A 12,786-nucleotide genomic window follows, 5' to 3' on the forward strand; every position below is an offset into this window, starting at 1 on the left:
AGCGACCTTTGCTAATCAGACGCCGATTTGGCGCGAACAGTCGCCATGTCGCATTGTTGGGGCGTAGCCAAGCGGTAAGGCAGCGGTTTTTGGTACCGCCATCCCCTGGTTCGAATCCAGGCGCCCCAGCCAACGCGATTTGTGAATAAAATCACGCGACAACGTAATGGAAAGTTCCGAAATCGAAACGCTTTTTCGGTCCATAATTCCGTTCAGAGGCGGCTTTTAAGTATCTGATATCCGCATCCATTCGGTTGGCTATTTGTCCTTGCCCCCACCAACATCGACTTTGAACCACCCGCGTGTGTCCAATTTTATACTCATGCGGTCAATTAACTTGAACAGCAGGCCCTCACGCGGGCGGAATTTAACAGTTGCCCTCATTTCTTGACCGGCCTCAGTGATTGTAAAACCCATTTCACCTTCAACTATCAGATTTCTATCATGTAGCTGGTCAACAATATTCCGAACGTCAGATGGACCCTTCACAATTTCCATTTTACCGATGGGATGGCCAATTCGTTCGGATAGCTCAGCAACGTTCGCGAGGGTCTTTAGTTCGGCAATACCCCGATCGATGAGACCAAGAGCGGCGTGGTCGAGCGGGGGGAAGAAATATTGCGACAGTCCAAGCGAGCCAAGACGTTCCTTAATGTCGTCTTTCCTAATGTTGGTTGAAAATAAGTCCCAATCGCGTTGGTCCAGCTCAAAAAGTGGAACCGGGCACAGACCTCGGCCTCTATCAGCCGCTTGGCTGTCGACCTCAAGCATAGGTGCAAACGAAATCGTTTGATTGTTGCTTTCATTCTTTACAAAGACGCGATTGAGATCAATCGCTGCCATCTGGCGGATAAAAAGAACTAACTGTTCGGATACACCTAATCCGGATATTATAGATCCACGCAAAACAGGCATAATAAACGAAGATACACCAGCTAAATCCAGTATTTTCTGAGCATTTGTTAATGTAGATCCAACATCATTACCTTGGGGCAGTGGATTGGCTTTTAGCGCATTAGTGAATGACTCTGCTGCGGTTTGGAATGCAGTCAGATCGAGTTCAGTTCCGCCGATGAGACCGGAAACGACACTCGCAATATGATAGGTGTCGAGGGTAACAGGTCGGGCAGTAAGAACGTTATACTCGGGATTTGCTAGGGCCATATCGCTATGGACGAGCGCCGCGAGCTTGGGATCCATTTCCTTAGAGATCAGCAACAGCCGTTTGCGGTTTTCATCGATGCCAACTGTGAAAAATTCGTGCTCTAGTCCAGAGCGACCGTCCAAACGCGCTTTGGAGGCTACCTCAAAATCTAGTGCTTCGGCAAAAGCACGCCAGAAGTGATACTGCATGCAATTTGGTCCTTGCCTGGTCCTAAATTCATTGATTCGTTTGCTCGCCAGAGTACCGCTTAATTTGTTTGCAAGCGATTCTTTAGCAGCCGCTCAAGAGCAACCAAATCGACCTAACGCGCTAAAAGAAGTGAGCCGCGGTCGGTCCTATTGTGGCGAAGCAGGTTCTGCGTGGTGATGCAGGCAGTAATGCCGATTTAAGCGCCTTGGCAGTCCCTCTTCGTGATCTCGCCGACAAGAATCGACCGCCCCGCCAAGCGCCGAGCACACCCCAAAACAAAAACAGGCGACTCTTTCGAGCCGCCTGCGATAGTTCGTCCCCGATAATCCGAGAAACTCAGCTCGCCTTTTCCGGCGGCGCCAGCAGTTCGGCGCAATAGGAGGAGCCGTTGGTGCCGGGCTGGTCGCCGAGGATGTGGACCGAGCGGATGACATAGCTCTGGTTGGTGACGATATCGGCTTTGCAGCTATAAAACCGCTTGCCGCCCTTCTTTTCGCCCTTCTTGCCGGCGACGGTGACCGTCTTGTAGCCGCCGCGCCACGTATAGACGCGGTTGCCGCCTTCGTCGCGATCGGAGAGCGGCGGGCCGTAGGAGGCGAAGAAGCGGCCGGCCGACTGGCCTTCCCAGCGGTCCTGAACCGGGTTGCTCGCAATCGACGGGAGCGCTGTGGTTGTAGTTGTGCAGCTTGCCAGGGCCAGCAACAGCCCCGCCGCGGTGATCATGCGGATATTCATCGTAACGTCCTTGAGCTTCTGTCTCGCATTCGGTTGCGCAAACGCCGCTGTCCCACGACATTTCCGCCTGTCCCGCTAAGGCTTTAGCGCCAAAGCCGGCAAAAGAAAATTCCAATCCGCGTGTACAAGTGGGATTTTGCCAAATGTGTTGCGCCTTACGCACTTCGGCCGGTTCGACGCCCATTTTCCTGCCGATTTTCTGAGCAATTGCCTCTGTAATCTTTTCGTCAAAAATCGAATGGTTTTTTTGATTTTGGTGCTTGTGCATCAAAAATGGCTGGTCTATAGAAGCGCCGCTGGTCACGGAGTGTAGCGCAGTCTGGTAGCGCACCACGTTCGGGACGTGGGGGTCGAGTGTTCGAATCACTCCACTCCGACCAGCGAAAAGCCTTATAAATCAAGGCTTTCATCCCGAACAAAGCTTCCTCCGCGAAAGCCATTTTCTAGATAACGGACCGATTGCGGACCGTTTGAACAGCGGACCGGTTAGAATGCGTTCGCTGCCTGCTGTTGAAAATCCGGACTCGCGTGAGCATAAGTCCGCTCAAACTCTTCCGACGTCATCCCCAAAGAAGCCGCCGCCTGTTCAGTATCGACGCCAGCCTGGGCAAGCCACGTTGCACGGGTATGGCGCAAGACGTGCGGTGTGACATCGTCGGCAAAGCCAGCCGAATCCCGAATCGTTCTGAACGCCTTATGCGGCTTCGTGATCTTCTCCCCGGCATAGGTGATGACATAGCGCATGGTGACTGTCCGACCGTCCGAATCCGTCACCGTGTCGGCTTTATGCCAATACCGTAGGAAGCGGAGCAGGCGAGGGGGTATCTTCACCGGCGTCCGGCGCTTGTTGTGCGCTACGCGCTCGCCCTCAGCTCGACGGTAGATAACACCACGATCAAGGTCGACGTGGCCGGCCGTCGTGTTCGGCATCCACTGCAGGTTCAAGGTGGCAGATAGGCGCGTCCCGGTGTAAAGCCCGATCATGATGAGACGGACCAGATGGCCGCACTGCTTTTCTCGCCTGGCAGCACGCAATAACCGGGCAACTTCCTGCCTGGTTAGCCATTTCTGGCGCGGCATTCCCTTCTCTGGCAGCGTGATCTTCGGCACCATGTCGAGCGTATGTTCGCCGTGGTAGTAGCGGATCGCGGCGCGCAGCGTTTCCAGATCCCGGCGGGCACCGCCAAGATTTCCCCGATCGGCCGCATAGTCCCGGCACGTCTGCCCCTTGATTTCGGTCAGCAACATGTCGCCAAAGAAGTCGTTGACGCGATCGAGCATCGCCAGCGTCTCCTTTGGCCGCGCAGTTTGCTGGGCCTTCTCCTCGGAATAGACAATCACGATATCCGCTATCGTGACTTCAGCGGAACGACTGCTGCGCTGGGGCTGGTATTTGCTGGCGATATAGTTTGCGAGCCGCTCCTGAGCTGCTGCAACCTCATCCTCGCGGCATTCCGTGGGGATACGCTTGCTTCCGTCTTTGATAAACCAGGTGCCAGTGTCTGGCCTGAGCCAGAGCCGGGCAGGTCGCTTTTTTTGAGACATTTCTGTTTCATCCTCTCGATGGCGTTGCGGGTGACGAAATCCTTTCCGGCGATCTGAAGGATTTCCAGATTGCCTTTGCGCGCTTCTGTTCGAAGAGCGGATTTCGTCAACCTGCCACCGAAGAACAGTTGGCAAGCCTGAACAAGGGTGACCGGCTCGTCGTCGCCGACAACGATATCGTCCAGCGGACTCACCGGTCACTTCTCCCCATTATCCACAGGTTTGGCGTCCTCGCTCTCCCCCTGGTCGGCCATCGCTTCGATCTCCACAAGCAGGTCGAAGGCGTGCATGGTTCCGTGATCGAGCGGGTCCCGCTCATGTTTCATGCTGAGAGATCGGGCCGCCATATTGAGCAGGCCAAGGACACGGCGAAGCTCGCCAAACTTATCGAGAATTTCAATGTTGCGGGCCATCATAGGTTCTCCGGAAGAGTGTCGACGAGGTTCTGCGCGTTGATGATTTCCTTATCGGCAGCTTCTGCCAGGATCTGGAAAGCGCAGTTTTCGCGGTTGTCGGTAAGGGATTCGGCAGCCATCTTGATTGCGTGAAGATAGCTTCTGGCGGCGCCGAGGGCGTCTTCGAATTCGATCTTGGTGTGTGTGGGCTTGGAAGGTTTAGGCATCGACGATCTCCTTCAAGCATTTCTCCCAATAGGCGAAGATTTGACGAGCCCGACCACGACCGGCCCTCGCCTGAAGGGCAACCATCGTGAGAAACCCATGCTCGACGCCGGTAAGGGGGCGGGGCATGTCGTTGACGATGAGATTGAGGCAACCACTTCCGCCAACGTCGTCTTCCTCGTATTGGAGGTATTCGAGCGCAAGGCGTTCACCGATCATGCAGTCGACGGCGTAGTCACCGGTTCCGGAAACATTCCAGAAGCAGCGATTGTGCTGGCCTTTCTTGGCCTTCGGAAGGGCCTTTCCGTCGCGCAGTGCGGTGAACGAAAGTATGCCGGGGTTGATGGATGGGAGATGATCTGAGCGCTTCATGACTCGGCACTCTCCTGGATACGGCTGCTAACAAAACAGAATTCGAGATCCCAAGCGATCTTCCCTCTGACCTCTTTACCCGTTACTTCCGCGAGAGCAGCACGCAGTTGATCGAAATGGTATTCGACCCGCTCGCGTGCCGTCGTTACCGGCTCTGGCGCCTCAGCAGGATGGTGAGTGAATGCCACCGGAACGGCGGACGCGGCCGCCAACCCCGGCAATGCGGCAAGAAATGATCGGCGTGTGCAAGGCATAGCTTCGCCGGCCGTCTGAATCGTCGGTTTCATGGTGTTTCTCCAATTTTGAAATGATGCCGCGGATCAGCCGCGGCGCTGCATCAATGTTTCAGGACCATCTTGAAGCGGCCCTCGATAAACGGGTGTGTGAAGTATTTCTCGCTCACCTGTTTGCACTCGGAAATGAATCGCTCGAACGCCTTGGTGACGTCCTTCTGCCAATAAACCGCATATGTGGCGCCATCGGCCTCTGCACGGTCATTACGAACCAAGCCGGCGGGTTTTGGCGCGTAGAGCGATTGTCGCATGACAGCATCGATCGTTGCGTCCGACAGGCCGTAGAGCCGCCATATGCGCGTGCGGATGTGGACGATGCTTTCGGAATTGGCTGGCCGAGCGCTGAGAACCGTTTGCGCTGTCTCGACACGCTCGACGCGGGCGTCAATCGCTGTGATAGCTTTCGCTTGCTGCTCCTGCCGGCGCTCGACCTCGGCCTGAAGCTGCAGCATCTGGATCAACGTCTCGGTCGTGGTCAGAATGCGAGGGGAGGTAGCAGCCTGCTCAAGCTCTTGCCAGCGATCGACAAGGCGAGCCGTGAACTCGGGCGAGAGCTGAGCGACGATCACATAGCTGTCGCGCTTTCCGATCCGGTAGACCTCGACCGTCTGGCCCAGGTGGTTTTTAACTTCCCCCATTGGGGGATGTTGGATGACGCCACGTTCAGCAAGCCGTTCGATCGACTGCTTTACCTTATCGTGGCGCTTTTCAAGCAGGTCGGCGATGTCCTGACTGGACATCGTTACTGGTGCGGACATGCGGGTGAGGGAATTCATGTGCACTCCATCGGGTTGATGAAAATGCATTCTATTTTATGGATTAATCCATCGTCAACAGAAAAGTATGGATTTATCAGAATTCCGGAATGTCGCGAGTTACTCGTATGACAAAACCATGGACACTTACGCCCTGCTCATCATCGGACATGAACAAATTGTAAGTTCCGCGAGCCTCAATCGACCTATCAACGCGAATGACGTCTGACTCGTCATCGATGGGTCGCGTTACAAGGCTCAGCCCTTCAGGCGTCGCCACGCCTTCTCGCAGAGATATTTCGTCAAGGTCCAGATGGGGTACGGTTCGGATGACTACGAGCAATCTGCCATGCAGGCTCATTTCCCTATCGTCATAAGGAACAGCGGCCGTGATAATGTCACCCTCCAGAATCCCGACGCTAGCCATACTGTTGTCCCCCATACGCGTCAGAAAAAGAGTGTGTTCTGGCGCGCTAGGATGGCTATAAAGGAGATATTGACCGTGAAACTTCTGTTTCGCTGCGTTCTTCTGAAAAATCCCCGCTCGCAGCACCCATTGAACATTAGCAAACTGGATATCTTTGATTTGCTCATTGGTCGGGCTCAAAAGCTCAGGGGTTTCAACATCTCCAAGGAGATAAGAAACAGAGCATTTTAGCGTCGTCGCGAGCCTACCCAAGGTCGCGACTGTCGGGCTTTTCGATTTGCCAGCAATTATGTCACGCACCGCTGTCTTTCCGAGATCGGAGAGCAGCGCCGCTTGAGTGGCATTCATGTTCAGCGCCTTGAGGCGGCTTTTGATGCGATTTGCGAGAATGTTTTCCATGGTAGGTACTATCCATATTCCAATCTTCAAAACAATTCTGTTGCATCCATAAAATAGAACTTCCAAAAAATGGATTTATCCATATACTTAATGATCTATGGAAAACGAACTCCGCAAAAACCTTCTCGAAACCGCAGCAGCGTTTGCGAAAGCGAATAATTGCGCTGTTTCTACAGTCTCGCGCCGGGTGAAGAACGATCCGAACTTCTTTGCTCGCCTTAGGGACCCCAAGAATAGTTTCACCGCGCGAACCTACGATGAGGTCATGCGGTGGTGCGCCGACAACTGGCCCGCGGGGAAACAAATGCCCCTCGGCCTAATGCGGTGGATGGCCGATACCGGCTATCGGAGTCAGGAGGCTTCAGTATGATGCAAGCTGCCGCCTATGGCCGCCTCGGACAAGATCCCCGGTCCATCTCCACCCAATCAGGAAAGCCGATGGCAGCCGCCTCCATGGCTGTTGCCGTTGGCGAGCAGGATGCTCCACCGCTCTGGATCAGCATTCTCGCATTCGGTCGTGTCGCCGAAGATCTCCTGCGCCTCCAAAAGGGCGACATGGTCAGCGCTTCGGGCCGCGTTCAGCGCAGCACATGGACCACGAACGACGGAGAGAAGCGCGAGCAGCTTCAAATCGTTGCCGATTCCCTCGTCTCCAGCCGCACAGTCCGTCCCCACGGTGGCGGTCGCAAGCAGTCGGATCGCGGACGACAGGAACAGCTTCCTGAACTCAACGATCAGATTCCGTTCTGAGGGCGGCAATGTCAGAGAACGAAATCAAAGATACGAGCAGCGCGACGTGGAAATTCGAATTCGCCGACACCGTCCAAGCCGATCCAATGGCAAAGGGCGGGTGTCTCGCCGTCATCAGAGCCTATCTCAATTTCGCCAGTAAAGCCGATCCAAAGGCATTTTGTCCCCTGCCAGAGCTGATGTTGCGCACGGGCCTGAGTAAGCCCGCCATTCGTCGTGCCAAAGATACTCTGACCCGGCTCGGGTACCTGGAGAAGCTTTATGTGACTGAAGGCGGTGCTGTTATGTACCGTCTTGTGAACGCTCGTAAGCAGCTCATCGATGATCATCTGCGGATTGCTCGTGAAAGTCTCGCGGCTGAACAGCGGGACCGGAAACGACGGGAGCGGAAGCGCAGTGGGGGGAAAGAAACGTTACCCCCGAAAATCGTCTTAGAGGAACGAAACGTTACCCCCGTTGGGAACGAAACGTTACCCAATACCGTAGAAGAATCCCGTAGAGGCTCTTGCTCTGAAGGAAGAGAGGGTACGTATACACACGTACACGCACGAGAGGGGAGCATCGACCATCCTTTCGATCCTCCACCGAGCACCGAAGACGGTGTTGCGTTCCTCATCAGCAAGGGCGTTCCCAGCCGGTTTCTTGAACAAGCGCTTCACAGATTGATGCGCCATGCCCTTTTCCAGTGCGACATCGACGATTGGCGACATGAAGCGGAGGTTGAACTCGCATGAGGACGATTGTCTTTCCATACCATCGCCGTCGAGCGCTCATCGATAAGATCGCCGACACCTTCGTCAACGAAGGATTACAGGCTGGCAACTCGCTTGCTTTCCTGATCGGCGCACAGATGGTGTCCGATCTTCTGAACAATGAAGCGCCTCAGGCCGATGTCGATGAGGCAATTACGCTCTTTGTGAGCGCATGGCGCACGGCCGCAATTCCACGTCTCGTCGAGCAACAACGCAAGGGCGGTGCGGCATGACCTCACCCCTTGAAAACAAAAATCCCCGCTTCCCGAGCCGCGGTGATGAAGGCTTCACGAGCTTGATCAGTCGTTGCTCTCCCTTCGTGGGCGTTGATAAGAATCTGAGCTGCGGCGATATAGGCTTTAGCCTCGACGTCGCCGGGCCATTCATTCAACAGGAACTCAGCCGCGCGTTCGGTACTGTTGATCGTGACAAAGCGCCCGAGGTGAGCGGTTTCAATCGTTACCGGGTGATCCCACCATTGGCGTGGCATGACAGTGATCCTTCGAAATCAAAACCGGCGGTCGTGGGGTTTGTTCCGGGGAGGAAAATCCGATGACCATCTTCGAAATACTCAAGATTCGATTTCGGCTGTGGCATCGAGCGTATTATTTCTCGCCACAGGCGCAGGCCATCCGTTCAGCTTGCCGCCCAATCAGAAGAACGTGGCCCGCATTTGATCGGTCCGTCTGGTGGATCGAGGGAGGATCTAGATGACGGGCTTTGTCGATCTATCGTCCTTCACGGGATTTCGCGTGTGCCAGGTCGAGCCCGGCACGATCATCAGCGATCCCCTCGGCAAAGAACCGGACGTCATAGTTGACGACCAAACGGTAGCGATCCGCCGCGGCACCATGTTCGTAACCGAACGTGTTTTCAACCTGCTTCGCGAAAGCGTTCCGGAGAAGCGGCAATGACCCAGATCCTCAACGTGACGAGAAACGATGACGGTCAGTACGAGCTTACCGATCAGCGCGGCAATGTCGTCGAAGGCCCATTTGACACCAATGCTGCGGCCTGGAAGGCGCTTGATCGGCTCGATACCCAAGCCGCCGATATTCCCGATCGTCACCGCAGCAACAAGAAGGTTCTTTGGGGCAAGCCGGAACCGGGAAAATCCAAAAAGGCGCGCCGGAAGGAAAAGAAGCGCCAGGAGCGGATGACCGCCAAGCAGGAACACCGGATGAAGGTCAACGCCGCAAAGGCGCCTGGCTGGGTTCGATCGGTCGCCGCAGCAAAGTTTGATCCGGCCGGCGAGCGGACTTACCGTGATCACCGGCTCGGCACGTTCGGACCGGCGTCCGAAGTCAAACGTATCGACCCGGCTGTGTATCTTGCCGAGAAAGCTGCGCGGGGTGAGCGTTGAACCGATCACCAAATGGCATCAACATTCATAGGTTCCTTGAGGGCTATGGTGTCCGTGTGCTGCCCTATCACCTCAAGCGAGATCCACGGCCGGCAAATGTCATTTACGGCGGTCGCCAGGTCGCGCGGCTTTTGCGCAAAGACGTCACCCGCACCGGTCTGGTGATTCGCTGCATCCAGGCCAGCAACCCGACATGCTTCGATGATGCATCGATCTGGTCGACGTGGTGCTTTCTTGCCGCCCATTCGCCGCACAGCGCGCCGTCAGATGCGATCAAGGCATTTTCCGCCGTAGACCTTGCCGACATCAAGAAGCGCGCTCAGCGACTCGCTATTGGGCCAAACGCCCGCATCGCAAAAACCACCACAGCATTCACTCTCCTCATTGCGCAGACAATTCTCAGGAAGGACGAAGCAGCATGACCAAGAACATGGCAATGACCGCGGTGCAGGGAATGATTTTGGAGCGCCTCATCGAGGCGATGGAGACGGATATCGCTCTGCCGGTCAGGGTGGGGCCGAAGGCATTCGGGAGTAGCATGCCGGAATACATCCATACGTCGGCCGAGAATTTCGCCCGAGCGCGAGAGGATGTGACCGAAACTGGCGGCGCCCGAACGAGAGAGGACGAAAAGGCTGAGCGTCGAAAGACTGAACGTCGCGCCAAATGCAGCAGGGAACGCGTCAGCCGTATGGAGGAAGCGTTCGATTGGGTGCGCCGCTTCATTTTTGATGACGAAGCGCGGCAGGTTCTGCTTGCCTATGCCGCAGTCAAAGCGCGTGGTTGGGATTGGACGAGGTATTTGAACAACCGCAATCGCCGAAATCCGAAGAAAAAGGCCTGGGTTAAACGAACAGTTCAGCGCTGGATTGTTAAATCCTTGCAAATAATTGATGCCGGTATTCGCCAGAGCGGAATAATCTGGCCAGCCGGCATCGATTTACAAGTGGCCCACGAAACGGCAAAACACACGGGCAAATCGATAACTCCGGCGATTTGCGCGAGTGGATGATGCCTGATGAAAATGCCGCGGTTCAGCGGATGTAAAGCCAGCTCTTCCACCAGTTTACTTTTCCTATCGTTGAGGCATTGTTTAATTCCACAACTTTGGGGGATGGTAGCGATGGGCATTCTCACGGCTGACAATATCGCCTTAGTGGCTGGCGTAATCATCGTCGGAATTACGCTTTATCTGATCTTTAACGAGAAGGAAGTTTCCTCTGGGCATGCCATGGTGTTGGCCGCCGGTGCTGCACTTCTGCTTCTTCCATCGGTATCGAATTTTGAATGGTCGGACAGCGGCCTAAAATACACTCGTCGCACCGAGACTGCTGACCTCACGTCCCAAGTCAAGAAGCTGGCGGATGACAATATCCAAGCCAACGAAACTCTCAGGCAGACCAGCGAAGCATTAAAGATTGCGAATGAGCGACTCAACAAGCTAGAAGCGGCTGGTCAGTCGTCACAAAATCCAAGTACCCCGAATGGCGGGCCGAAGCTGCCTCCTAACGTTAATTGGGGGAGATATACCGAACCTACCTTCTTCGAAGAGATGCTAAAGAAAAGCGATCAGGGCGTGAAAATGAGCAATGAAAATCGCGACGCTCTTACGACTTTCCAAAGGCAGTTTGAAGCGAAATAGTCAAATTCGCGCAAAGCGCTGTTATGGATCGATCTTTTGCGCCATTAAGAAAGATCGAATATCTTGCGCGCGGATTGCCATGCCAATTACAAGCTGCGTTTGCTTTCTAAGCTCGTCTAACACTATGGCGACAACCTGAGCCTCGGATGCGTTAATAGGTTTGCCATCTGGCCCCATGCCAGAATAGATAAGGCCGCTGGGGTTTGCCTCCAGTGCGGCGATGGCACTTGCGGCCTGAGGGGAAATTGGAGCTAACTTACTGTCGACAATTCCTATGACGGCGCCGGTGTCGATATCGATAAGGGGCCCTCCGGAGTTGCCGGAGTTGAACGCTGCGTTGACAACCCACTGGTCGACATTCGACCCTTGCTGATTTTGGAATACAATCTGTCCGGAGAGATATCCAACGCTAAGCAATGGTATCTCGCCCGGATACCCCGCCGGGAACCCCCACGTGGCGACCTGGGTGCCGACTTCGAGATGGTCATCATTCTCAATGGGAAGTGCTGGTGCGTCGACGGGCATCATTGGGCTTAGTAACGCTATGTCGAGACCCTCGTCAGCGGCCTGAACTACCAACGAAATCACGTGCCCATCAAAGCCTTGCGCCATGGGATTGGGACAGTTCTGAACTACATGATATGCGGTGAGGATTTTGCCACTCTTATGGAAGAACCCGGTGCCAAAGCCGCTGGGGCAAACGACTCTGTAGACAGACCTTATTATTGAATGTCCCTTGGCAGCCAAGTTCGAGACACTTTGGGCGGTAGCCGCCTCTGCTGAGGTCCCTGTGGCCCAACTGGTTATAGTCGCGATGCCAACAGCTACAGCGACGAGGATGTGTGCGAGCTTCATCAATGCACCTATGTTGATAGGGAATTGCCCCTATCGTGGCTTTGCTTTGTCCTATTTTTGCGGAATTCCTTCGCATCGTCGTCAGAAATGCGCGGCATGAGAGTGGCCGAACTTCGAACGACAATCAATGCATTTCAAGCAGCCGCTCAGACCGGCGGGAAGGTCACAGTTTCATGCGTTCTTGTCGGCGATGTCTTCGAAGACGATACTGTGAATGAAGTTCAGCATGTCCTCGCGGCTCTTTTTTCCCGCGATGCGGTTGCTCTCGGATTCCGCAAGGTGCCGGCGCCGTTTGGCTTCTTCGATAAAACCGAAATCGAGTTCAGTGGCTGACCACATTGCATGTGTATCTGCCCTTAGTCTTCTGGAAGCATCGGAATCGCCCTCAACATCTTCCAATGACAGTTGATACTGGCGGCGGCCATCTTCGAACCGACCCTGTCCAAAATAAAATCGGGCAATGCCCCTTCGGTTCATTGCTCGAGCTGATGGATCGCTTGATAGTTCAATGCATCTAAGCCATGCCGCTTCGCTTGCTTCAAAGGCGTACGTCTGGTCATACGCCGATGCAATGACGTTGTAGTCAACATCGTTGCAAAGTTCGGGTATCTCCTTAGCCAGCACCATCGCATGCTTGACCAGAAACCGTCGCCTCGTTGCCAAGCTGCGCCTTAGCGATATGGCTTCATTTGTTGAATCTTTTCCAAACGGCAGCTTGGAGGATTCAATAGAGATATCAATCAAAGAGTCGATATTGTCGCTAAGCGTCTTTCTGGCCGAAAGGCGATCTTGTTGGCGCTTCTGACGGTATGTCACGATCAGCGATGTCAACGCCAAAATGAAAGAAAATGCGCTGATGCAAACGGCTAGCCATGCAGACATCAATATCCCCGCCATAATAGTGCTTCGCTATCAGAACTGGCA

At 54.6% G+C, this 12,786-nt stretch carries 20 protein-coding genes and 2 tRNA genes; 10 read left to right on the top strand and 12 right to left on the bottom strand.

Going from position 1 to position 12,786, the window contains the following annotated elements:
• Window positions 1-57 precede the first annotated feature (57 nt).
• A tRNA-Gln gene (locus NXC24_RS04880) sits at window positions 58-132 on the top strand.
• A gap of 126 nt (window positions 133-258) precedes the next feature.
• Here NXC24_RS04880 and NXC24_RS04885 read toward each other — a convergent pair.
• Both NXC24_RS04885 and NXC24_RS04890 read right to left on the bottom strand, forming a co-directional pair.
• Window positions 259-1,353: a hypothetical protein gene (locus NXC24_RS04885; protein ID WP_104822280.1), complete on the bottom strand. Its 1,095-nt coding sequence runs from the start codon at window positions 1,351-1,353 to the stop codon at window positions 259-261.
• A 337-nt stretch (window positions 1,354-1,690) separates the two neighbouring features.
• Window positions 1,691-2,089: a hypothetical protein gene (locus NXC24_RS04890; protein ID WP_104822281.1), complete on the bottom strand. Its 399-nt coding sequence runs from the start codon at window positions 2,087-2,089 to the stop codon at window positions 1,691-1,693.
• 303 nt (window positions 2,090-2,392) lie between these two features.
• Between NXC24_RS04890 and NXC24_RS04895 the strand changes: the two genes are divergently transcribed.
• Window positions 2,393-2,469: transfer RNA gene (locus NXC24_RS04895), tRNA-Pro, on the top strand.
• 106 nt (window positions 2,470-2,575) lie between these two features.
• On the opposite strand, the gene NXC24_RS04900 is transcribed toward NXC24_RS04895, so the two are convergent.
• The 7 genes from NXC24_RS04900 to NXC24_RS04935 form a co-directional block, all read right to left on the bottom strand.
• A complete protein-coding gene (locus NXC24_RS04900) occupies window positions 2,576-3,634 on the bottom strand; it encodes a site-specific integrase (protein WP_245463931.1) in 1,059 nt (352 codons plus the stop codon).
• Window positions 3,635-3,831: 197 nt separating this feature from the next.
• On the bottom strand, window positions 3,832-4,050 hold the full coding sequence (locus NXC24_RS04910) for a hypothetical protein (protein WP_104822283.1): 219 nt from the start codon (window positions 4,048-4,050) through the stop codon (window positions 3,832-3,834).
• A complete protein-coding gene (locus NXC24_RS04915; protein ID WP_104822284.1) occupies window positions 4,047-4,256 on the bottom strand; it encodes a hypothetical protein in 210 nt (69 codons plus the stop codon). Before NXC24_RS04915 ends, NXC24_RS04910 begins: the two co-directional genes overlap by 4 nt.
• Window positions 4,249-4,626, bottom strand: a complete 378-nt coding sequence (locus NXC24_RS04920; RefSeq protein ID WP_104822285.1) for a hypothetical protein — start codon at window positions 4,624-4,626, stop codon at window positions 4,249-4,251. The genes NXC24_RS04915 and NXC24_RS04920 overlap by 8 nt, the downstream gene beginning before the upstream one ends.
• On the bottom strand, window positions 4,623-4,913 hold the full coding sequence (locus tag NXC24_RS04925; RefSeq protein WP_104822286.1) for a hypothetical protein: 291 nt from the start codon (window positions 4,911-4,913) through the stop codon (window positions 4,623-4,625). Before NXC24_RS04925 ends, NXC24_RS04920 begins: the two co-directional genes overlap by 4 nt.
• 50 nt (window positions 4,914-4,963) lie before the next feature.
• On the bottom strand, window positions 4,964-5,695 hold the full coding sequence (locus NXC24_RS35420) for a Rha family transcriptional regulator (protein ID WP_245463932.1): 732 nt from the start codon (window positions 5,693-5,695) through the stop codon (window positions 4,964-4,966).
• Between the two features lie 76 nt (window positions 5,696-5,771).
• On the bottom strand, window positions 5,772-6,500 hold the full coding sequence (locus NXC24_RS04935; protein ID WP_104822287.1) for a helix-turn-helix transcriptional regulator: 729 nt from the start codon (window positions 6,498-6,500) through the stop codon (window positions 5,772-5,774).
• 366 nt (window positions 6,501-6,866) lie between these two features.
• Here NXC24_RS04935 and NXC24_RS04945 point away from each other — a divergent pair, with 366 nt between their 5' ends.
• The 3 genes from NXC24_RS04945 to NXC24_RS04955 are packed head-to-tail and all read left to right on the top strand — an operon-like array spanning window position 6,867 to window position 8,235.
• A complete protein-coding gene (locus NXC24_RS04945; RefSeq protein WP_104822289.1) occupies window positions 6,867-7,250 on the top strand; it encodes a single-stranded DNA-binding protein in 384 nt (127 codons plus the stop codon).
• 8 nt (window positions 7,251-7,258) lie between these two features.
• Window positions 7,259-7,984 carry a hypothetical protein gene (locus NXC24_RS04950; protein ID WP_104822290.1) on the top strand — a complete coding sequence of 242 codons (726 nt, stop codon included), beginning with the start codon at window positions 7,259-7,261 and terminating at the stop codon, window positions 7,982-7,984.
• On the top strand, window positions 7,981-8,235 hold the full coding sequence (locus NXC24_RS04955) for a hypothetical protein (RefSeq protein ID WP_104822291.1): 255 nt from the start codon (window positions 7,981-7,983) through the stop codon (window positions 8,233-8,235). Before NXC24_RS04950 ends, NXC24_RS04955 begins: the two co-directional genes overlap by 4 nt.
• 2 nt (window positions 8,236-8,237) lie before the next feature.
• Here NXC24_RS04955 and NXC24_RS04960 read toward each other — a convergent pair whose 3' ends face one another.
• Window positions 8,238-8,492, bottom strand: a complete 255-nt coding sequence (locus NXC24_RS04960; RefSeq protein ID WP_104822292.1) for a DUF982 domain-containing protein — start codon at window positions 8,490-8,492, stop codon at window positions 8,238-8,240.
• A gap of 220 nt (window positions 8,493-8,712) precedes the next feature.
• Between NXC24_RS04960 and NXC24_RS04965 the strand changes: the two genes are divergently transcribed.
• The 5 genes from NXC24_RS04965 to NXC24_RS04985 all read left to right on the top strand — a co-directional run bounded on the left by NXC24_RS04965 (window position 8,713) and on the right by NXC24_RS04985 (window position 11,007).
• Window positions 8,713-8,916 (top strand): hypothetical protein, encoded by a 204-nt coding sequence (locus NXC24_RS04965; protein ID WP_104822293.1) that lies wholly within the window; start codon window positions 8,713-8,715, stop codon window positions 8,914-8,916.
• On the top strand, window positions 8,913-9,365 hold the full coding sequence (locus tag NXC24_RS04970) for a hypothetical protein (RefSeq protein WP_104822294.1): 453 nt from the start codon (window positions 8,913-8,915) through the stop codon (window positions 9,363-9,365). Before NXC24_RS04965 ends, NXC24_RS04970 begins: the two co-directional genes overlap by 4 nt.
• Window positions 9,362-9,787 carry a hypothetical protein gene (locus NXC24_RS04975; RefSeq protein ID WP_104822295.1) on the top strand — a complete coding sequence of 142 codons (426 nt, stop codon included), beginning with the start codon at window positions 9,362-9,364 and terminating at the stop codon, window positions 9,785-9,787. Before NXC24_RS04970 ends, NXC24_RS04975 begins: the two co-directional genes overlap by 4 nt.
• On the top strand, window positions 9,784-10,377 hold the full coding sequence (locus NXC24_RS04980) for a hypothetical protein (RefSeq protein WP_245463933.1): 594 nt from the start codon (window positions 9,784-9,786) through the stop codon (window positions 10,375-10,377). Before NXC24_RS04975 ends, NXC24_RS04980 begins: the two co-directional genes overlap by 4 nt.
• A gap of 111 nt (window positions 10,378-10,488) precedes the next feature.
• The gene (locus NXC24_RS04985; RefSeq protein ID WP_104822296.1) at window positions 10,489-11,007 is read left to right on the top strand and encodes a hypothetical protein; all 519 of its coding nucleotides are present in this window, start codon (window positions 10,489-10,491) and stop codon (window positions 11,005-11,007) included.
• A gap of 21 nt (window positions 11,008-11,028) precedes the next feature.
• Here NXC24_RS04985 and NXC24_RS04990 read toward each other — a convergent pair whose 3' ends face one another.
• Window positions 11,029-11,862 (bottom strand): serine protease, encoded by an 834-nt coding sequence (locus NXC24_RS04990; RefSeq protein ID WP_104822297.1) that lies wholly within the window; start codon window positions 11,860-11,862, stop codon window positions 11,029-11,031.
• Between the two features lie 171 nt (window positions 11,863-12,033).
• A complete protein-coding gene (locus NXC24_RS04995) occupies window positions 12,034-12,744 on the bottom strand; it encodes a hypothetical protein (RefSeq protein ID WP_158704419.1) in 711 nt (236 codons plus the stop codon).
• Between the last annotated feature and the right edge of the window lie 42 nt (window positions 12,745-12,786).

Source organism: Rhizobium sp. NXC24, assembly GCF_002944315.1.
GTDB lineage: Bacteria > Pseudomonadota > Alphaproteobacteria > Rhizobiales > Rhizobiaceae > Rhizobium.